The 20,471-nt window shown below is 46.6% G+C and carries 19 protein-coding genes; 4 read left to right on the plus strand and 15 right to left on the minus strand.

Annotated elements, in window-relative coordinates; all coding sequences use genetic code 11:
- Position 1: 1 nt before the first annotated feature.
- Genes IT233_08635 through IT233_08670 form a run of 8 tightly spaced genes read right to left on the minus strand, consistent with a single transcriptional unit; the run spans position 2 to position 10,647 of the window.
- On the minus strand, positions 2–1,624 hold the full coding sequence (locus IT233_08635; protein MCC7302695.1) for a methylmalonyl-CoA mutase: 1,623 nt from the start codon (positions 1,622–1,624) through the stop codon (positions 2–4).
- A 10-nt stretch (positions 1,625–1,634) separates the two neighbouring features.
- The gene (locus tag IT233_08640) at positions 1,635–3,719 is read right to left on the minus strand and encodes a hypothetical protein (protein ID MCC7302696.1); all 2,085 of its coding nucleotides are present in this window, start codon (positions 3,717–3,719) and stop codon (positions 1,635–1,637) included.
- A gap of 12 nt (positions 3,720–3,731) precedes the next feature.
- Positions 3,732–4,925 carry a thiolase family protein gene (locus IT233_08645; GenBank protein MCC7302697.1) on the minus strand — a complete coding sequence of 398 codons (1,194 nt, stop codon included), beginning with the start codon at positions 4,923–4,925 and terminating at the stop codon, positions 3,732–3,734.
- Positions 4,922–5,305 (minus strand): cobalamin B12-binding domain-containing protein, encoded by a 384-nt coding sequence (locus IT233_08650; protein ID MCC7302698.1) that lies wholly within the window; start codon positions 5,303–5,305, stop codon positions 4,922–4,924. Before IT233_08650 ends, IT233_08645 begins: the two co-directional genes overlap by 4 nt.
- 2 nt (positions 5,306–5,307) lie before the next feature.
- Complete coding sequence (locus IT233_08655; GenBank protein MCC7302699.1) at positions 5,308–6,435, minus strand: acyl-CoA dehydrogenase family protein; 1,128 nt, start codon at positions 6,433–6,435, stop codon at positions 5,308–5,310.
- 20 nt (positions 6,436–6,455) lie between these two features.
- The gene (locus IT233_08660; protein MCC7302700.1) at positions 6,456–6,854 is read right to left on the minus strand and encodes a RidA family protein; all 399 of its coding nucleotides are present in this window, start codon (positions 6,852–6,854) and stop codon (positions 6,456–6,458) included.
- A 2-nt stretch (positions 6,855–6,856) separates the two neighbouring features.
- Positions 6,857–8,533: a hydantoinase B/oxoprolinase family protein gene (locus IT233_08665; GenBank protein ID MCC7302701.1), complete on the minus strand. Its 1,677-nt coding sequence runs from the start codon at positions 8,531–8,533 to the stop codon at positions 6,857–6,859.
- A 2-nt stretch (positions 8,534–8,535) separates the two neighbouring features.
- Positions 8,536–10,647, minus strand: a complete 2,112-nt coding sequence (locus IT233_08670; GenBank protein MCC7302702.1) for a hydantoinase/oxoprolinase family protein — start codon at positions 10,645–10,647, stop codon at positions 8,536–8,538.
- Between the two features lie 282 nt (positions 10,648–10,929).
- On the opposite strand from IT233_08670, the gene IT233_08675 reads away from it, so the two are divergent.
- Positions 10,930–11,886 carry a hypothetical protein gene (locus IT233_08675; GenBank protein MCC7302703.1) on the plus strand — a complete coding sequence of 319 codons (957 nt, stop codon included), beginning with the start codon at positions 10,930–10,932 and terminating at the stop codon, positions 11,884–11,886.
- A gap of 54 nt (positions 11,887–11,940) precedes the next feature.
- On the opposite strand, the gene IT233_08680 is transcribed toward IT233_08675, so the two are convergent.
- Complete coding sequence (locus IT233_08680; GenBank protein ID MCC7302704.1) at positions 11,941–12,699, minus strand: hypothetical protein; 759 nt, start codon at positions 12,697–12,699, stop codon at positions 11,941–11,943.
- Positions 12,700–12,821: 122 nt separating this feature from the next.
- Here IT233_08680 and IT233_08685 point away from each other — a divergent pair, with 122 nt between their 5' ends.
- Positions 12,822–13,724, plus strand: coding sequence for a prolyl oligopeptidase family serine peptidase (locus IT233_08685; protein MCC7302705.1), 903 nt, complete (start codon positions 12,822–12,824; stop codon positions 13,722–13,724).
- Positions 13,725–13,788: 64 nt separating this feature from the next.
- Positions 13,789–14,955 carry a hypothetical protein gene (locus tag IT233_08690; GenBank protein MCC7302706.1) on the plus strand — a complete coding sequence of 389 codons (1,167 nt, stop codon included), beginning with the start codon at positions 13,789–13,791 and terminating at the stop codon, positions 14,953–14,955.
- Here the strand turns inward: IT233_08690 and IT233_08695 are convergent, their stop codons facing one another.
- Positions 14,956–15,951 (minus strand): tetratricopeptide repeat protein, encoded by a 996-nt coding sequence (locus IT233_08695; GenBank protein MCC7302707.1) that lies wholly within the window; start codon positions 15,949–15,951, stop codon positions 14,956–14,958.
- A 13-nt stretch (positions 15,952–15,964) separates the two neighbouring features.
- On the opposite strand from IT233_08695, the gene IT233_08700 reads away from it, so the two are divergent.
- On the plus strand, positions 15,965–16,483 hold the full coding sequence (locus IT233_08700) for a heme-binding domain-containing protein (GenBank protein ID MCC7302708.1): 519 nt from the start codon (positions 15,965–15,967) through the stop codon (positions 16,481–16,483).
- Here the strand turns inward: IT233_08700 and IT233_08705 are convergent, their stop codons facing one another.
- From IT233_08705 to IT233_08725, 5 genes are all read right to left on the minus strand, one after another.
- Complete coding sequence (locus IT233_08705; GenBank protein ID MCC7302709.1) at positions 16,484–17,188, minus strand: hypothetical protein; 705 nt, start codon at positions 17,186–17,188, stop codon at positions 16,484–16,486.
- A 149-nt stretch (positions 17,189–17,337) separates the two neighbouring features.
- Positions 17,338–18,396 carry a recombinase RecA gene (recA, locus tag IT233_08710; GenBank protein ID MCC7302710.1) on the minus strand — a complete coding sequence of 353 codons (1,059 nt, stop codon included), beginning with the start codon at positions 18,394–18,396 and terminating at the stop codon, positions 17,338–17,340.
- A gap of 196 nt (positions 18,397–18,592) precedes the next feature.
- Complete coding sequence (nth, locus tag IT233_08715; protein ID MCC7302711.1) at positions 18,593–19,237, minus strand: endonuclease III; 645 nt, start codon at positions 19,235–19,237, stop codon at positions 18,593–18,595.
- 34 nt (positions 19,238–19,271) lie between these two features.
- Entirely contained in the window at positions 19,272–19,463 is a 192-nt protein-coding gene (locus tag IT233_08720) for a hypothetical protein (protein MCC7302712.1), read from the minus strand.
- Positions 19,464–19,527: 64 nt separating this feature from the next.
- On the minus strand, positions 19,528–20,148 hold the full coding sequence (locus tag IT233_08725) for a sigma-70 family RNA polymerase sigma factor (protein MCC7302713.1): 621 nt from the start codon (positions 20,146–20,148) through the stop codon (positions 19,528–19,530).
- Between the last annotated feature and the right edge of the window lie 323 nt (positions 20,149–20,471).

Genomic DNA, 20,471 nt, shown 5'->3' on the forward strand with positions numbered 1-20,471 from the left:
ATCAGAAGAAAACAGGTTCTTTATATTCCCCGTAAACTTCCTTCAGCACACCGACAATCTCTCCCACGCTGGCATAATTCTTCACTGCATTAATTGTTGCAGGCATCAGATTCTTATTTTCCTTTGCATCTATACGCAATTTTTCGAGTGCCGCATTAACTTTTGCTGCATCTCTGATTGTACGAATCTTCTTCAACTTGCTTATCTGGTCTTCGGCGGCTTTCGTATTGTACGGGTGAAACTCTACTGTTTTTGCTTCCTCTTCCTTCCGGAAACAATTGACCCCCACTTTAAGAATATTTCCGTCTTGCATCGCTTTTTCACGTAAATAAGCCTGTTCCGAAACAGCTTTCTGTATCTTACCTTCTGTAACGGCTTTGATGATGCCTCCCCACTCATCCACCTTCTTCATTTCGGAACGGATCAATACTTCAAACTGATTTGTAAGTGTTTCCACATAGTACGACCCGCCCAGAGGATCCACGGTATCACATACCCCCATCTCATGAATCATAATCTGCATAGTTCGTAACGCAATCTCTGCAGATTTTTCTGTTGGTATAGTAAACGCTTCGTCGTATGTGCAAAGCGCCATGGTTTGAGTGCCTGACAAAGCAGAAATCAGTGCGTAATATGCTGTACGCACAATATTGTTTTCCGGCTGCTCTTTAGTGAGCCCGGCACCGCCGCCGCCGGCAATCATACGCATCCAGCCCGACTCCTCTTTTTTTGCCTGGTACTCCTCCTTCATGATTTTTGCCCACAACCTGCGGCCCCCTCTGAATTTCGCGATCTGTTCGAACAGATTGCCGTAAATATCAAAGTTATATGAGAGGCGGGAAGCGAATTCGTCTATATTAATCCCTCTTCTGATCGTTTCATCTGAGTAAGCTTTCGCAATGCAGAAGGCATAGGCCATCTCCTGCACCGGATTTGCCCCACTTTCACGAATATGATAACCGCAAACACTCACGGGCGAATACCGGGGAATATTTTTCGCACAATATTCGATGGTATCAACCACCAGTTTCACGGAGTGATTAACGGGAAATATCCAGGTTCCCCGTCCGATGAATTCCTTAAGAATATCATTTTGCGCGGTACCCCTGAGTTCGCTCAGGTTGTATCCTCTTTTTTCCGCCAGAGCAAAGTACATCGCCATTATCACCAAAGCAGAACCGTTAATGGTCATGGAAACGGTGATCTTTTCCAGATCGATATCTCTGAACGCAATTTCAAAATCTTCCAGCGTATCAACCGACATGCCAACTCTTCCTACTTCCCCTTTCGCTCTCGGATCATCGGAATCCAGTCCGCACTGTGTTGGGAGATCGAAAGCCACATTGAGTCCGTTCTGACCATTCCGGATAAGGAATTTGAACCTTTCATTGGACTCCTCAGGTGAAGCGAACCCTGCATACTGACGGATGGTAAAGGGTCGTTTCCGGTACATCAGGGGATGAATTCCCCTTGTAAACGGGAACGCTCCCGGTTTTTCCTGCTCGCCTTCAGGGTTAGTACGGATCACATCTTCCCGTGTATAAAGGGGTTTTACCTCGACACCTGATTCCAGGATCACCTGATTCAACTCAGTTGCTTTGGGTTTTATGCTTTCTTTCTGCATGTTGTTCAGTTCAGTTTCCCATTACTTTGTCATATTCACTTCCTACCCGTCCCTTTCTGCACTGGGGAGACACCATAAACTTAGCGGAGATCTTTGCCTGAACAGTGATCGCATCTTTAAGATCTGCTTTACAGGAGTCTTCGATACATTTGGCAATTGCACGCACCGACTCGGAATTTCCGTTTGCACCGGCGATGTATTTATCACTGATCACCAACTTGGTTACAGGGCCTTCCTCCACTTTGCGCATGGGCAGGGCCGATTCTCCCTTCTCCATGATTTTCCAGGCCATAGCCAAATTTTTCTCCAGCGAATCAGAATAATCGGCGAACCAACCTACGGTTTCACCGGCCTTCACCTGCTTACCAACCAGAAGCATGTCGATCAGTTTCTGACGGTCAGCAGGGCGTGCCTTTCGGATAGCCCAGTGGCAACCCTCCATTCCAGGCACCACAGGCAACGTTACCTCCGGCATAGAAAGTACGGTATCTTTTGTTGCAAATAAATAATGGCAATGCATCATAAGTTCCAGCATGCCTCCCATGCATCGCTTTCCGCTGATAAATCCAACGGAAATGTCGAATTCAGAATGCAGCCTCCGGGCTGTTTTTGACCATGAATAGGCCACGTCCTGTCCTGCTTTCTCATCGGTTATAGCCGGGAAGAACTCTGTGGTGTCTGCACCCACCATTTGAGTGGAGAAGTGGAAGTCGCCGGTAACAATAACTCTGCGGATTTTATTCTTCTTGAGCCAATCGATCGCCCTGTTCAATTCTTCATTCACATCGCTGTTGTAGCTTTCACGTGAAAGTGTAATCACACCGGTTTTTCCATTGTGTTCAGCATTGACATACAACTGCTGCCATTCCGGGCTGTTAATCTTTTTTAATACCTCGGGGTACCATTTTGTTTTTGCGGCCTCCGGATGATATTTGTGGTAGGCCTTAATGGTCTGAAGCACTTTTGACTCACCCATACGACGTATCAGTGCCAGCATGCCGCGAGTAAACTGAGCGCACAGTTCTCCGATGGAATTCATAGTAGTCAGATCGCTGCGCTGTTCGTGGATCATGATGGTGGTCATCTGAAATAAAGCACCCTGAATCATCACCCTCAGCATTTCCTTTTCTTCCTCATTCATCGTCCAGTTCACCAGCGGCCGGAAATGATCCAAGGGATACCAGTTCATTCCGCTGTCTTTATGTTCTACCAGATTGGCCGCCGGAGCGAACAGCGGGCCGTATTCCAGACTAAGATGATGGAGGCAGGACCAGGTAAGAAAGTTGGAGCCTTTAGCACCAATTGCATCATGCGCACGGAAAGGGTTGGGGCCTACCAACTGCCGGATATATTTATCCAGTTTCCAATACGGCATATTAGTCTTTTCTGCAAAACGCACACCGGCGTTCATCAAACCGCAGAAGAATACATCAAGTACAAAGGACCAGTCGTCGCTTACCTGCATGGGAATCAGTCCCATTGACCATAAGAGCCGGGTTTGATCAGAAACCTTTCCTTCCACGATTTCAAATATTTTATTGATTTCGTGAGGGAAAGCCGGATGGGCAATACCAACACCCAATTGGGAAGCAGGAAATCCGGATGTAACGGACCAGATATGGATGCCGGGAAACTCCTTCCTGAACAGCTTATAATGATCTTTTTTAAGTTCCAGCTTTTCGGGGATGGCTTCCAGCAGGAACTTAGGCTGGTAACGCTTCAAATCCGCGGGCAATGATTTCCCATCGTAACTCAGCCGAATAATATTTTTCATAATATTATCAGCGCCTGCTTTACCAAAAGCCTTTACGAGTCCGGAATATTGCTTGGAAATTCCGTCCGGTGAACCGGGAAGATCCAGCGCGATAATCGGCACACCATAGTCCAGCAGACGTGACGCGAACTGCATTACCTTTCCGGCACCTACAATACCATTGGCACCGGATATGATCATGGCACCACGTTTGCCTTCAGGTCCGAATACTTTAGTGACCATTTCTCCGGTACTTACCGGAAGCTGTCCATTTTGAAAAATATCCATCACGCTTCCGAGTCCGAGCGATTCGAGGGTAGATTTTCTGAGCGATTGTTTCATGTTTATCTTCTTTTAATCAACTTTAAAAACCGATGCAATTCCAACGTCTCCGGCAGCGCAGCCGAAGATGAGCACATACCCGCCTCCAATATCTACAGCCTCCTCAAGTGCTTCAATGGTTACGCGTGTAAGGGTTGGACCCTGGGGGTGACCAAACACGAGAGGGCAACCGTTATTATTCATTTTTCGCCAATCATAATTCATCACTTTTGCAAATACGGCGTCATTGATCGCAAATGGGTTGTGGTCTTTAATCACGGCCATATCTTTCAATTTGAGTCCTGTAAGCTCAAGTACCTTCTGAACAGCCAGCGCCGGTGCCTCAGGCATGCAGGACGCCCCTGCTCTCACCTCTGCCTTACCTACGAATGTTATTTCCACCTCCGGCTTCCGGCTAAGCGATTTTGCTTTTTCGGGAGAACATACAATCAGGGTAGCCATTCCGTCGGCTGCGTGGGTTTGAGTTCCACCGGTTACACAGGAATCAAGTTCACGCATGCCGCGCAAGGTGTCAAGGGAAATCTTCTTCACTCCCAGATCCTCCGATATTTTTCCCATTGATTTACCCTGCATATTCAGGACCTCGAGCGGGAAAGTTACCCTGTCCAGAAATCCGCTTTCCTTTCCCTTGAAATACTGTTCGTACCGGAACGCGGTCAGCTCATCCACTTCTTTTTTCGTAATTCCGTACTTTCTGGCCACATTACCCGCAGAGGTGATCATTGCTCTGCCTGTAGCTGGATCAAAGCCAAAATTATCCCATACATCGCTGATCACTTCCGTTCTCCGGTAGGCCCGGCGCTCAGGAAAAACCCCGACGGGTGAATCACTGGTCCGGTCGAATGTGAGCACCCCTACCGCTTCACTTGCTCCGCTTTGCACTTGAGCACCCGCCAGTACGATGGCCTGTAATCCGGTAGCACACGCCTGTTCCATCTGAAAGCCCGGCACCCTGCGTCCCATGCAGCTGGCCACCACCGTAGCATTCCAGAATTTCCAGTGCCAGGGAACCGTTGAGCCGATGATGAGGTAATCGAGTTCAGAGAGGGGCATTTTCCGGCTGCCGTAAATCCGTGCCGCAGCCTCACCGGCAAACTGACCGATATTCACCTCTGCGAGAGGCGAGCTTTGCCATGCGGGGAAATAACTGCTACCCCACGTTCCGTAAGGAATTCTGGCATTGGGAAACATAACTGGTTTTTTCATTTTAGCATTGATTTAATATATCCAACAACGGTATTTATCTGAGTTCCGGTTGCAAAGGCGCGCGATGCTCCCGAATTTTCGAGCAGGGGAACATCCCCTGAAGGAATATTTCCGCCCACGATCCAGGGCGTTTTCAGCTGCTTCCGGTTCATCTCCGTGGCCATTTGTTCACAAAGTATCGCATGTGTACCGGAGAGAATAGAAAGGCCGATTACATCCGCCTTCTCTTTCATCGCTCGGTCCACTATTTCTTCCACAGACTTACGAAGGCCGGTATACACTACTTCGAAGCCTTCCTGCTTGAGGGCATGCGCAAGTACCTTAACGCCTACATCGTGGCCGTCAAGTCCGGGTTTGGCAAGTAAAACTTTCTTTCCCATAGTTATAATCCTAATTCCTTTGCAATATTGATTTTCAGTATTTCTGACGTGCCTCCTCCTATGAGTGTAAAACGTGCATCGCGGTAATAACGCTCCAGATTATATTCCATGGCATAACCATAGGACGCGAGGACCCGGCAAGCTTCATCGCATATGCTCACGGCGTTCTCGGATGCAAGATATTTGGCGACCATGGCTTCTTTTTGCCGGGGCAAGTCCTTATCACTCATGGCGGCGGCATACAGCACATAGTTTCTGGCAGAATCAAGCCGGACAAACATTTCGGCGAGTTTCATTTGCATCGCCTGGAACTTTCCAATGGGTTTTCCGAACTGGACACGTGTTTTTGCGTAGGCAAGTGCCTCTGTGAACGCGGCATCTGCCACGCCCACAGCTATCGCAGCGGTCATAATCCGGATCTCTGCAAGAATTTGTCTGAGACAAGCCGTTCCACCACCCGGTTCTCCCATCAGATACTCCGCCGGTATCTCCGCGTTCATGAAAGAAACCTCTGACGTAAGCGAGGCCTTTACTCCCATTTTTTCAATAGACTTCCCAATAGTAACACCTTTTGTATTGCGGGGAACAAAAAAAACGGATAGCTGATCGGACTGATCAATTTTGGCGAAAACCGTGAAAAAATCAGCTACAGGGGCTGAGGTCACCCAGGTTTTTGTGCCGTTCAGGCGAAAACCCTTCTCACAGGTAACCGCAGAAGTTTTCAGCGACATCAGATCACTTCCGGAGTCAGGTTCCGTCATGCAAATCCCGCCGATGAGCTCCCCACGGAGTGCAGGTTTAAAATACTGCTCCCGGATCTCCTTAATTCCAAAACGGTAAAGAAAATAGGTTCCCATCAGTGATTGCATTGTACAGGCGGCCGCAAGGGATACCGATCCGCGGGCCAGTTCCATCACCGCCAGGCAATAGGATACCACATCCGCTCCGGATCCGCCTTCATTTTCCGGGTAGCGCATTCCGAAGAAACCAAGATTCCCGGCTTCGCGAAACAATTCGCGGGGAAACTCCTTTCTTTCGTCCATCAGTGCTGCCGCAGGCTTTACCTTCCGGTCTGTAAAATCCCGGAAAGTATCTCTGATTGTTCGTTGTATCTCATTCAGCTGCAGCATGAACGCTTTTCATTTGGTATTTACGGAATGACTACTGTTGCTTCGATTTCTATTACTGCCGGATGATCAAGCAAATCAACCACAAAGATCATACTCATTGCGGGATAATGATTTCCGATCAATTGTTTCCAGATCGCACCCAACTCCCTGCGTGAAGCGAGGTACTGGTCTCTGTCCTTGCAGAAACAAGTCATCCGGCAGATGTGTTCCGGCTTACCTCCCGCCTTATTTATAACAGCAAGAATATTTTTTAGTGCCTGTTCGAATTGGGGGACGAGCTTCTCGCTATGAAATTTCTCCTCCGGCGACCATCCCACCTGACCTGCGATAAACAATATTTTCTGCCCTGCAGCTAAAACGCCGTTACTATAACCTTTGGGTTTAGGCCATCCTTCGGGAAGAATAATTTCATGTTTCATGGTTATATATTTTTCAGCCCATAAAGATTCCTGGCTGCCTTCTTGCTCACTACATCATTCTTCACATCCTTTCGAACCTGTTCTCTGTCTCTGCGTTTCGGATTTCCAAACCCACCTCCACCTCCGGCCACCTGCACATAGAGTGTTTTATCCGGTATCCCGTTAATAATGTCTTTACTCATTGGGACAATTTTCTTCCCGGAGGGATATTTGAGTTCAATTTTATTTAACAGGCTGCCTTTCCCACCGAATAAACCATAATTTGGTTCTACATCTCCGTCTCCGAAGACCACCATCGTGGTATTACCTCCACGAAGAAGAATTCTCGTAATGGTTCCTAATCCACCACGCCAGGTACCAACACCTCCGGAATCACAAAGGTATTCGTGCTGCTGGATAAGGTGAGGAGTTTGCTGCTCATACATCTCATAATCCTGATCCAGCACACCACCGGAAGCATCAATCATCCCGATGTGATCATACCCGTCGTTTCCCTGCAGCGCCCCGCTTCCACCCTTCATTCCGAGGAAGCAAATGTCTACATACTTCATGCCGTTACGCGGATGAATTCCGGTAAAAAGGGAGCAAAGAAGATGATTCCAGCCGGCAGTTATACGATCCGGCGCGGCAGGACCCAGCGCTTTAAAAATTGAATCTGCCACCTGAGGGCAGAGGTGATTTCCGAAAGTAGTAGCCGCAGGATACGAAGCATTCAGAATAGTTCCTTCAGGAACGATATAATGCAGGGGCTTAATCATGCCCTCATTATGCGGGAGGTTCGGATTAACAATCTGAAGGAATGTAAGCGTAATAGCGGAACAGGTAGAAGTATACGTTCCGTTCACAAAGCCCTTGGTCTGTGGAGAGGATTTAGAAAAATCAAACGTAATATCATCACCTTTCACAATTATTTTTACGCGGATGGGAAAGCGGGAGCCTTTGTGTTTGCCGTCATAGTAAACCATGCTTTTCCCTTCATACACCCCACCGGGAATTTTTCTGATCTCAGCGCGCATCATTTTTTCTGTGCTATCAAACAAGGCATTGGTATGCGCATGGAAAACATCCAGACCATATTTTTCAACAAAAGCAGAAAGCCTGCGTTCCCCGAGTGTACAGGCGCCAATCTGGGCTTTGATGTCCTCTTGTACTATCTGAAGGCGTATGTTCGCAAAAATCAACGTCCAAACATCTTTTCTGAGTTTCCCTTTTTCATAGATTTTCACAGCAGGGATGCGTAACGCTTCCTGCCATACCTCGGTTGCGCCCGGATTGTAGCCTCCCTGAACCGCTCCGCCGATATCGGCCTGGTGGCCTTTCGCCGCACTCCAGCCAACGAGGGTATTTCGGAAGAAAATAGGTTTAAAAATAGCTACATCATTATTCTGATTCCCCATCGAGAAAACGTCATTATGAATAATGACATCTCCTTCATGAATATCGTCTCCGTATTGTTTAATAATTTCCTTGCATACGGGACCCAGCGAGAAAGAAAGAATAGGAAGGTTTTCTGTCTGTTCCAGCATTTGTCCGGAAGCATCATAAAGCCCGGTAACGAAGTCCTTCGCCTCGCACAGGATGGGAGAGCGGGTAGTCTTTGTCAGTGAAATGCTCATTTCATCCGTAATGGACTTGAAAGCTCGCTGAAAAATCGATACAAGGATTGCGTCAACGGCCATAGCTAGCGCGTAAATGTTTGTAATGAAATATCGCCTGAAAACTTCTTGTTATCATATACCAGAAAGGAGCCGAACTGATCTGTGATGCAATCGTAACTCATGCTGACGAAAACAGAAGTTGTAACTTTTTCGATGATACAGGGTCCTTTAATTACTACCCCCGGAACGGGAGCGTCTCCATCGTAGACCGGCACCTTACTCATTCTTTTTGTTTCGGGAATGTATGCTTCACGATGCTCCTTAAGCACGGCAGTCTTTCCCTGAGATCCGCTCTTATCGCTCTGGAAGCGGGGCCTTTCGTTATGTCCCACTACCCTAAGCCGAAGATTGATAAGTTCCATCGGGGTTCCTTCATCGCGCAGGGAGTATCCGAACTGTCGGTTATGCTCTTTGTGGAACTTATCAAAAATTTCATTCAGTCTGAATCCGGTAATGTCCTCCCATTCGCAATCCAGCTGAACCTCATGATACTGTCCGAAATAGCGCATATCGATTGTTGGAAGAAAGGAACATTTGTCAGCGGTGATACCTTCCGCTTTCAATGTAGCTTCTCCCTCCTTTCTCATTTCTTCAAACAACGCGAGAAAGGTTCGGCGCTCGAGTGCATCGAATGAAGAATAACAAGAGCGAATATAATCGTGCTTCAGGTCTCCCAGCAACATACCTGCCGCACAAAAGATAGAAGAAACATTGGGAACAAGGAACATTGGAATTTCAAGCTCCTTGCATATTTCAGATGCATGGATTGAGCCTGCGCCTCCTGCCACGATGAACAGAAACTCACGGGGATCGAATCCTCTTTCCAGAGAGATCTGCCGCACCCCCTGAGCCATATTGCTATTGATAATCCGGAACATACCAGCCGCGGTATCCAATACAGACAATTTCAGTTTGTCAGCAAGGTGTTTTCTAATCGCCTCCTCCGCTTTGCTTTTGTTGAGCTTCAGCTTTCCGCCGGCGAAGAAATCAGGGTTCAGATATCCAAGTACCAGGTCTGCATCTGTACATGCGGGCACTGTTCCTCCCCTTTCATAACAGGCCGGCCCTGGCATTGCCCCTGCGCTCTGAGGACCCATCTGTAACAAGCCCCCTTCGTTCAACCATCCTATGCTTCCTCCACCCGCACCAATGGTAATAATATCCAGAGAGGGTAAAGCGATGCGGTAACGATTGATGGACCCCTGCGTACCGGTAACGCAGTTATTGTCGATAACCAACGCAGCATCGAAACTCGTGCCGCCCATATCCACCGTAATACAATTCCCATATCCGAATAAAGCGGAATAAAATGCGCCGGCGGTAGGTGCAGCCGCAGGGCCGGAAAGCACTGTAACGGCCGGATTTTTCTTCACTTCCTGCGGAGAAACCACGCCGCCATTTGACTGCATGATCAGTAACGAGCCCTTGAAGGCAATGCCTGTAAGCTTTTCCTGTAAATTATCTATATACCGGGAGACAATGGGACCAACGAATGCACTAACCGCAGTGGTGCTCACGCGCTCATAAAACCGAATGGAAGGAAGCACCTCGAACGATGCTGTGATAAAGACTCCGGAGAGATGTTTGCGGAGATAACGCACTGTCTGTTCTTCATGCCGTGCGTTCTTGTAAGAATTCATAAAGCACACTGCAACTGACTCCACTGCCTCGTCCTTTAGCTTACGTACAATATCCTTTAAATCGTTTTCACGCAGCTTCTGCAGAATCTTTCCTTCAGAGTCCACCCGCTCTTTCACGGTAAAACGCAAATGACGGGGTGCGAGCGGCTCAACATTTCTGTAATGATTATTGAATTGCTCTTCGCGAATCCCCCGGCGCATCTCCAGCGCATCCCGGAAGCCATCCGTTGTAACGAGCGCGGTTTTGGCTCCCCGCAACGTCAACAATGCGTTGGTGGCCACTGTAGTTCCGTGAACAATTGTGTCGATGCTTGCAATAAATGATTCAAACGACTGACCTTTCATCTCTGCTACTTCTCGCAAACCGTTAATAAATCCGAGCGAAGGATCAACGGGCGTTGAAAGTGTTTTGTGTACCATTGTATCACCAGTATCCGACACAGCGATGAGGTCCGTAAATGTTCCTCCGATATCAATGCCAACCTTATATCTCATATTCAAAAAATACGCTGTACAATCTCAGAATTTAAGTGTGGTAATAATATGAGAATCCTCATATATTATTCCTGAATAAGTTAGAAATCAGGGCAGTAGGAACATAAGCAACTGGAAAAAACCCTCCTGGAATGATATATATCATGCGCAATCAGGGCAGACATGACACGGAAAGCCCTTCATGAAGCCCTCAAGCTACGAAAAAAATACCTTTGGAGGACCAATCTCTGACGGCCGTCATTAATCTCCATGCGCAACCCAGGCGTTCAATTCTTCGTTTCTATGTTGCCTCTTTCGCTTTTAATATCAGTCTCCGGCCTCTTTTGCTTCAGCTATATTCCCCGTGGAGACGATTTGATTTTTATTGCTCAGGTTGCAGAGAAGGGAGCACTAACCACTACGGCAGACTGGTACATGGAATACGGAGGCCGGTGGTTCAGTTACGGGGCCGAGTGCGTTTTTATACAGATCGCCGGAAGCCGGTTCGGACTATCGCTCCTTTTATTTGTTATTCATCTGTTCTTTTTATTTTGTTTTTTCAAGTTTTTGCGGTCACGGTGTGATGGATCCAACGCCCGGATACTTTTTACCGGCACCTTGCTCGCCGCTGTGTTTTTAGTAAGTATTCCCGGCACTGAGGAATCCGTTTACTGGGTTTCTTCTTCAGTAATTCACCTTACCGGTTTATCGTTCCTGCTTCTGCTTTTGTCGGCAGATCGTTCAAAACAGGGTATCATATGGAAGTGCCTGTTATGTCTTTTTTTTTCCGGGACTTCCGAGCTGCTGGGATTTGCTTATCTTTTTCATTCGTGGCCGGGAAAGAAAAGATCAGAGCTGGTTCCTTTCGCCGTTTTCATTCTATTCCTGTCTATGAACGTACTGAGCCCCGGCTCGCTACAGCGTTATTCCCAGCTCAGCTCGGAAACGGGAGGAATACCAACGCTGGTAAAAGGAGGCATTTTGATGCTCTGGGAAATCACCCAGTCTATGCTGTGGGGAGCACTGCCCGCGTTTGCAGCTGGATGGCTAGCGGGGATAAATCCATTGAAGCTGGGTTGGGGACTGAAAGATCGTAGATCAGATGCAGCATTTATCGTTTTGTTATTTCTTCCGCCCCTGCTCGTATTCCGGGATCTGCCACCGGACCGGGTGCTGGGACCCGGAGTAGTTCTGCTGCTAATTTTCTTCTTTACATCCGGCATATACTTCCGGAACAGAATAAAAATGCCGGTCTCCTAAAGAGCCGGCATTTCCCTTCCCAGTCTCGAGAAAGGCCCCTGCGGGTTCGCAGGGTCAGAAGTAAGAGTAAGAATAAACAGTCATGGAGAGTTCCTTCCCTTCGTGATCCCTTTCTGTCAGTGTTTTAATGTTTCTCTTTTCATCATACGAGAGGATATATGTGCAGAAGAGTATATCGTTGGTAGCAAAGTGAATTCTCTCTGTGTTATTTCCGCTTTCATCATATTTAAATACAATACGTGAATACACATTACCGTAGCCATCGGTCAACTTCCTTTCAGTAAGCCTCCCGGAAGCATCATATACAAATTCCTTAACGGATTCCATATAACCATCTGCGTTAATATAATCTTCCCGCACCTTGCGTCCTTTTTCATCAAACCTGAAAATCCAGGATTCCTTCTTCTTCGTGTCCGCATGGGACTTCCTTACAGCAGAAAGAGAATCAATCAACTCATAGGTCCAGAAATTATAGACCGGTTTATGACGGATGATTCCAACGGATTTCAATTGAATACCTTCCTCATTGTAAGAGTATATATAGGAAAAGTCAGATTCCCCATCGGGCAAATAGACCGCATCTTCGGTTTTTCTGCCCGAACGGTCAAACATTTCCACCGAGCTTTTATAGCTTTCTTTCCCAAGCAACCCATTCTCAAAGCGAAAGGTATACCCAGTGATGCTCATAATGCCGCTAGACTGAATTTGCTCATTCGTGCGCTTACCTATATCTTCGTTCACCAGGCGTGTATCACCGGAACGAACGGCCAGAAATGAACCTGACAAAAGGACGATTAATAATGCTCTTTTCATGACGTTTTTTTTTAAGAGTCGGACTACAAAGTTCTTGCAACCCGGCCTGAGATTGTTAATAACATGTAGAGAACTTTCAACCGACCATTGTTAATATTCAGGTGTCTAAACTCGATAATTCTATGATTTTCAACAATATAAACGGTATTTATGCCTGTTCAATGTTACTCATCAGTCTGTTCATTTCCTGTAAGGAATCAACAAATGAACAAACTATAAACAGGGCGCCGGAGCCACAGGTCATCCGTTTCAGATCACAGGACACTACTATTCTGGTTGGCGGAATAGAGGTGGATATTCTTTATCCCAATACCACTGCCAGAGGCACCATTTTATGTCTGCCGGGCTGGGATTTTTCCAGGAAGGATCTCTGCATTCGTGGCAATGTGTGCACGATCGCCCGGGATAGTGGCTATATTCTGATCCTGCCGGAAATGGGGAAGAGCGTTTATCAATCCCGGGTGTATCCTGAGACCAGGTCCGAATGGAGAAAATTTCCGGGCATCCTTTGGTTGACCGATACCCTTATACCCCACATGCAAAAAGAATTTATGATACTGCTGCCCGGTGAGAACAACTTTGTGTATGGCATTAGTACCGGAGGCCGCGGTGTCTTACAGATTGCCACCCATACCACGGGGATCTTCCGTGCCGGGTGTGCACTCTCCGGCGATTTTGACCAAACGCGCATGCCGGGCGATAATCTTATGAAGGGATACTACGGAGATTATAAGCTATTCAGGGAGCGATGGGAAGGAGAGGATAACCCGATGAGAAATGTCCGCAAGGTTGATTTTCCGGTCTTTCTTTGTCATGGAAAGATGGATAAGGTGGTCTCTTTTGAGCAATCTAAGCTTATGTTCGACGCGCTGCATGACAATCAAAAGATAGGAGGTATATCTCCCAATGATACCGGAGGACACAACTACGGATATTGGAATTATGAGAGCAAATTTGTTTTCAATATGTTTCATACCAACAGCAAGCTTCCCGGAGATTCAATATGGAAAACCAGCGGGAACTGAGTTGCTATGAGCCCGGTCATTAGCCGATCTCCCTCTTTTGGTGTACTTTCACAAAAAAAACAAGATGCGTGTTCTGTTCTCTTTTCTCATGATTATTTCCTGCACAGGAGTTGCCCAAACCGCCACCTCCATAGCCGCGGGTAACTGGACCAATCCCATGATCTGGAGTTGTACGTGTGTACCTACCCCCGGATACACTGTTGTTATTAATCACGCCGTAACATTGAATACAGATTTTTTGCTGAACAGCGGCTCTATTACGGTAAACAGCTCCGGTTCTCTGCTGGATGACGTCACGGGAAGAAACATCCTGATGAACGGAGGTTCACTGACAAACAACGGTACGGTGGATGTAAAATATATTTGGACCCAGACCGGTACTTTTTCCAATACCGGAACTTTTTCTGCCCGATCCATGCTCAATAACATCAACTTCACAAACACGGGGATTATTCAGAATGTGGACAGCCTGTATACCACAGGGACAATCAACAACAACGGAAGTTTTCTGAATATTGACAGTATCACGAACGCCACTACAGGTTCATTCAACAATAATGGCACGGCTGTTTTCAATCAATTCACAAATAACGGAACCTTCAGTAACGCCAATAATCTCACATTTACGGATATCACCAATAACGGCTTACTGATGAATTCGGACACCATGATTGCATTAAACAGCGGATGGAATCAGGGGAGTCTCGTTCTTATATCACCCAGTTACTTTCTGGTGAATAATAGTTTTCTTAACCGGAATCTCCTCAACGGATCCGCTGTGATCGCAAATGAAGGAAGAATGAATGTGCTTGACAGCTGGTACAATTTTGATACCATCAAGGGTGTGGCTGGGAGCTTTATTGTGGCTGACACGTCCTATAATTCCGGGCGGATGAATCAAACCTTCGACTTTTGTGACCTGACACCTCCAATGGCTCCACCCTATGTAGATATAAACCTGGGTGTGATTTCATCCCAGATCACCTGGTGCCAGAATACTTCCGTAGCGGAACACGAGGGCATGGGACTTTCTCTGTCTCCAAATCCTGCCGGAGAGTTTGTGTTTCTTTCCGAAGAATCCGGGTACAGGATATTTGACATGAGTGGCCGGCTTTTGCTGATCGGATACGGAAAAACAATCACTCTCCGCGATTTACCCTCAGGCCTCTTTATTATTGAGACAGACCAGAATAGCAATATTCAGCGCCACAGGGTTTTGCACCAGAACTGATTATTTCACTTTCAAGCGCTTCAATCCTTCCAGTGCCTGCGGGTGTTCGGGTTGCAGAATTAACGCAGCATTATAATCTTTTGCTGCCAGTTGGTTATCCCCGGTTTTTTCATGGCACAGTCCGCGCATATAAATGGCATCCGCGTAATGGGGATCTAACTGATAAGCCCGGTCGAACCACCTCAACGCTTTACCGGCGTTCTTTTCCACCTCCAGAAGAAGGAAGCCTTTGTTATAAATAGAATTGACATGGGCCGAATCCAGTTTCAGTATCTCGTCGTATATGTCGCCCGCCTCTTTGCTTTTGCCCCTGGATTGAAAATACATTGCTTTAAAATAGCGGGCTTCCGTGCTGTTGGGAAGTATCCGCACCGCGTTATCGAAATATCCCAGGGAAATATTATTGCCCATACGCTCATGCAGCATCCCAAGTTGGATGAACGCATCATAGTAATTCTGATCCTGGTCAACAGCTGTCTGAAAACTTATCAGTGCGTTGGTTGTATCACCGGATTCCTTTAGGATCATTCCTTTCTGAAAATGTGCCTTTGGATTGGTTTCTTCTAAGGCCAAACTCCGGTTAACATAAAATACTGCAGAGTCATACTTCATAACAATGTAAAACAACTCGCCCAGTTTAAGCAGTATCTCATTATTGGAGGGCTCAAGAACAGCCGCCTTTCTTAAACACTGAATGGTTACTCCGGTTTTGTTCATCGCAAAATGATAATCACCCATTGCAAGATGGTATTTCGTTTTTGCCGAATCAAGTTGTATGGCCTTCCGGATATCCATTACAGCGTTAACCGCATCCTGACTCTTGAAGTAATACTGACTTCTGTCATAGTAAAACTCCGCATTCAGGGAGTCCTTTGCAATGCGTTCATTCAGTGCTTTCAGATCAGCAGGGATGTTCGTTTGATCGGCCGGTTGCTCCCCGGAGCAGGAAAAAAGGATGAGAAGGAGGGCTAGCAGTAAAAATGACAAACTCTTCATAACATAAAGATACATGAAAAAAATTCTGAAACGCATTGCGCTCCTGTTACTGGCAGGACTTGTTGTGATCCAGTTTATCCGCCCGGAGAAGAACCAGGGAAGTAGCGTTGGATCTGCCAACGCTTTAGCATCGTTCACTCCTTCAGAAGACGTGTTAAACATTCTTAAAGTTTCCTGTAACGACTGCCACTCGAATTATACGAACTACCCCTGGTATGCAGAGGTGCAGCCTGTTGGATGGTGGCTGGCCGACCACGTGAATGAAGGAAAAGAGCATCTCAATTTCGACGACTTTCAGAGCTATTCACAGGAAGACCAGTTCGAAGCGATGGAAGAACTTATTGAAACGATCCGGGAAGGGGAAATGCCTCTGACCTCTTACACCCTTACGCACCATGACGCGGTACTGGACGAATCACAGAAAAAAGCGCTGATCACCTGGGCGGAGGGCGCTATGCGCCAACTCCTGATCTCAAATCCCGGACTTCAGAAAGAAGAAGGGGATGAAGGTGAAAAGGAAGATCGGGACTGATTACTTTTTAAACTCGGTAAGCTCAGAATACCCCATCATCTTCCCGTTGTCCTTGTAGCTTTCCGTCCTCACCGTGCCCACCTTGTAAGAAAACCAGTTAACCGATTTGGCTTTTATCTTGAAGATAGTTTGCGTCTCTACGTCTTCAGAAATTTTATAGCACTCATATGTTCCTGCAGGGGTTGTGATAGATTCCTTGGCTTCCACTTTCCGGTTGAAAACCCGCACCTCAATGTTCATCATTGGAACAGGGCTTCCGTTCGACTTCATTTTATAAGTCACTTTAATATTTGCGTCTTTGAGTGATGCTCCTACTTCCAGTGAAGCGGGATATTCCATATCCACGCCATCCAAAACCATTTCCATATCCGTTCCGGCATTTTGGTTTTGCTGGGGAATCATCGCCTTCATGTCAAAATAAAGCAAGCCGGATTTGCATGTAATAGTATAGTCACCTGTATGTGTGGATTTGCCCTTTTTATCAAAGTTTTCCGAATGAACAGTAACAGAGGTACCTCCGGTAATTTTCCCGACTTTGGTGAATGTTGATTTCACACTGCCGGTAAGCTTTCCGTTTTCATTGTACGAGGTCATTGTTGATGTTACCCCTTCGGTAAAAAAGAGCATGTTGTCGCATACGTCTTTCGCAGCGACAAGAAGGAAAGCCAGAGCCGAGCCAAGAAGAGGGAATATGAGTTTTTTCATAAAAACAAAGATAGCATTTCGGTACTAAATCTAATTAAGTTCTGTAAGTTTCATTTCCACGCCTCTTTTGACAATATTTAATGAGATTTGATTAGTCAAAAAAAAACCGCTCCGGAATTCCGGAGCGGTTAAAACCATGGCTTTGGTTTTTATGCTTCCACCACCTGTGGAACAGCCATCAATTTTTGCTTGATTCTGTATTCGATATCTGCCGCCAGTTCGGGGTTATCATCAAACACCTGCTTCACAGCGTCGCGTCCCTGACCCAGTTTCGTTCCCTCATAGGCGAACCATGATCCGGATTTCTGAATGAGACCGTGCTCTACACCCAGGTCAATGATCTCTCCCACTTTAGAAATCCCACCGCCGAAAATGATGTCGAATTCAGCTGTGCGGAAAGGTGGTGCGACTTTATTTTTCACCACCTTCACGCGCGCACGGTTTCCTGTAGCCGTTTCGCCTTCCTTAATCTGTCCGATACGACGGATATCAAGGCGGACGGAGGCGTAGAATTTCAGTGCATTTCCGCCAGTGGTGGTTTCGGGGTTTCCGAACATCACCCCTATCTTTTCGCGTAACTGGTTAATAAAAATGCAACAGCAACGGGTCTTATTTATGTTGGCCGTGAGTTTACGAAGCGCCTGCGACATCAATCGGGCCTGTAATCCCATCTTCGACTCACCCATTTCTCCCTCGATCTCCGCCTTAGGCGTGAGCGCGGCTACGGAATCTATAACGATCATATCTATAGCACCTGAACGGATGAGATTATCCGCGATCTCGAGTGCCTGTTCGCCGTTGTCGGGCTGGGAAATCAGCAGGGTCTCCAGATCAACACCCAGTTTCTGTGCATAAAAACGATCAAAGGCATGCTCCGCGTCAATGATAGCAGCGATACCACCCTGCTTCTGTACACTGGCGATCGCATGAATAGCAAGCGTTGTTTTACCAGATGATTCCGGCCCGTAGATCTCCACGATTCTTCCCTTGGGATAACCTCCCACTCCAAGACCAATATCCAGTCCCAGCGATCCGGTGGGAATTACCTCAACTGACTCCACTGCATCGTCCGTCATTTTCATGATGGCTCCCTTACCGTAGGTTTTCTCCAGTTTGTCGATGGTCAGCTGAAGTGCCTTCATCTTTTCTTTGTTGACTTCCCTTTCTTGTCCGTTTGATTTTTCTTTCGAGTCTTTTTCTTTGCTCATGACATTTAGATTTTAATGGTTAATTACTTGAACGAATTCGCTATACAGCATGAATTACAGAACAAAGGTATTGTGCAGATTGTGGAAGGTACTTTTACAAAATGTGGAATAATATGCAGCGGGGGTGCTTCCCCCTCTCCTTCAAAGTTCAGTCTGAGCGACTTACCATGCAAGAAAAGGTTATTAACATGCGGCTCTATTTTAGAACGGACCTTCGATACCAAAGACACATACTCTGTAATCCGCATTTTTCACATAAAGGCTTACGAGCCAGGCAGGTGTAACGCCCGTGAAGTATAAGCCAGTGGTGTGCAATGGCCAGTTTCTCCTTCGGAAAATATTTTACCAGTTGCTTTTCAGTCGCCAGAGGACTTTTGGCCCTGGTGGTTAACCCTAGCCGTGCGGAAACCCGGTGCACATGTGTATCCACTGCCAGGGCTGCTTTATTATAGATAACAGAAGCAATCACGTTGGCTGTTTTTCTACCTACTCCGGGAAGTGTCTGGAGCTCGTCTACATCCGAAGGCACGATCCCGTGAAACCGTTCCAACAGCAATTTTGCCATGCCTACCAGATGCTTCGCCTTGTTATTGGGGTAAGAAATGCTCTTTATATAATTGTACACCACCGCTGGCGTGGAAGCAGCCATTGCTTCTGCCGTTGGAAATGCAGCGAACAAAGCAGGTGTGACAGTATTCACACGCTTATCCGTACACTGGGCACTCAGAATCACCGCCATCAAGAGTGTGAACGGATCCGAGTAGTGTAGTTCCGTTTCAGCATCAGGCATATGGTGTTCAAAATAGCGCACCACCTGCTCATAACGTTCCTTCAAACGCATGCGCAAAAATACAATTCGGCAAGGGAATAACTCCTCAGTTAGACGTTGTGCGAACCTGTCCGATGTATTCCGATTCCTTCACATTCAGGGAAACGGAATAACTAAGAATGTTTTTCAGCACATGCGGCCTCGGGAAGTTCTCGTTAAGGATTTCAGGTTTGGGATCGTCCGCCTTAACTGTATCGGACAGCGTGGGAAAATTTTCAGGTGTAGAAAGTTTCGGCATAGGCAGGTTTTTGATGGGATGGGAAATACATACCCTCAGAACGGCCTGCCTGATCTGATATTGTTCAGACCTCCATTTTTAATTTTCCGTACTTCCCTGCGAGCTTCCTCATATTGTTGGCAGCATAGTGCATCCTTCCGAGCGCAGTATTCAGGTTGATTTCCAATAAGTTGGAAATTTCGTTAAAACTCATATTGAAGAAATAGCGCATCATTACTACCTCCCTTTGCTGTTCCGGAAGCTGGCGGATCAGGAACCTCATTTCCCTGCGAAGATTTTGGCGATACTCCTGCCGGTCCATGCGATCAGTGGGTGTTTCTTCCTCATAAAGCTTCAATACAGAAAAAATATCCTTATCCTCATCATCCTTTCTGCTCCTCACATGGCTGATGGTGGGCATCTTCTCCTCCACGCGCACCTCGTCAATGACGATGTTTCTGCAAATGCATTTCACCCATGCACAAAAATGCCCCTCGTCTGAATATTTTCCCGATTTCAGGCTCGTGATTACCTTGAAAAATGCTTCCTGAAAAACATCCTCCGCACGGGCCCTGTCCTTCACCATCATGCGGATATATGTAAATATCTTTTCCTGATACCGGTTCAATAGAACCTCCAGGCATTTCTCATTTCCATTAACGTAAAGCTGAATCAGCTTATCGTCGGCCAGTTGTGTGAGCTCCATAGCTACTCGTTTTAAATAAAAAAATGGGTAGAGAGTAGCCTTATGCGAGCACGAGTTTAAGTAACGATGAAAAAAATTTATCCACCCTGGGGTAATAATTCGTAAATCTGAATACTAATAAATCAACCGCGTAGAAATCCTTCGATCAGGTGGTGGCTTTGTTTCTTATCTGTAAGACAAACTTTTGTTTCCGGGGTTGCTTCCCAAAGGTAAAAAAACGATTACTCAACAGTCCGTTCGGCATGCTCTTATTCTATAAGTGCTTGTTAATCAAATAAATACAAATGTTAATGAATTCTAAGACCATAGATTTGGTTAACTTC

Source organism: Bacteroidia bacterium, assembly GCA_020852255.1.
Classification (GTDB): domain Bacteria; phylum Bacteroidota; class Bacteroidia; order JADZBD01; family JADZBD01; genus JADZBD01.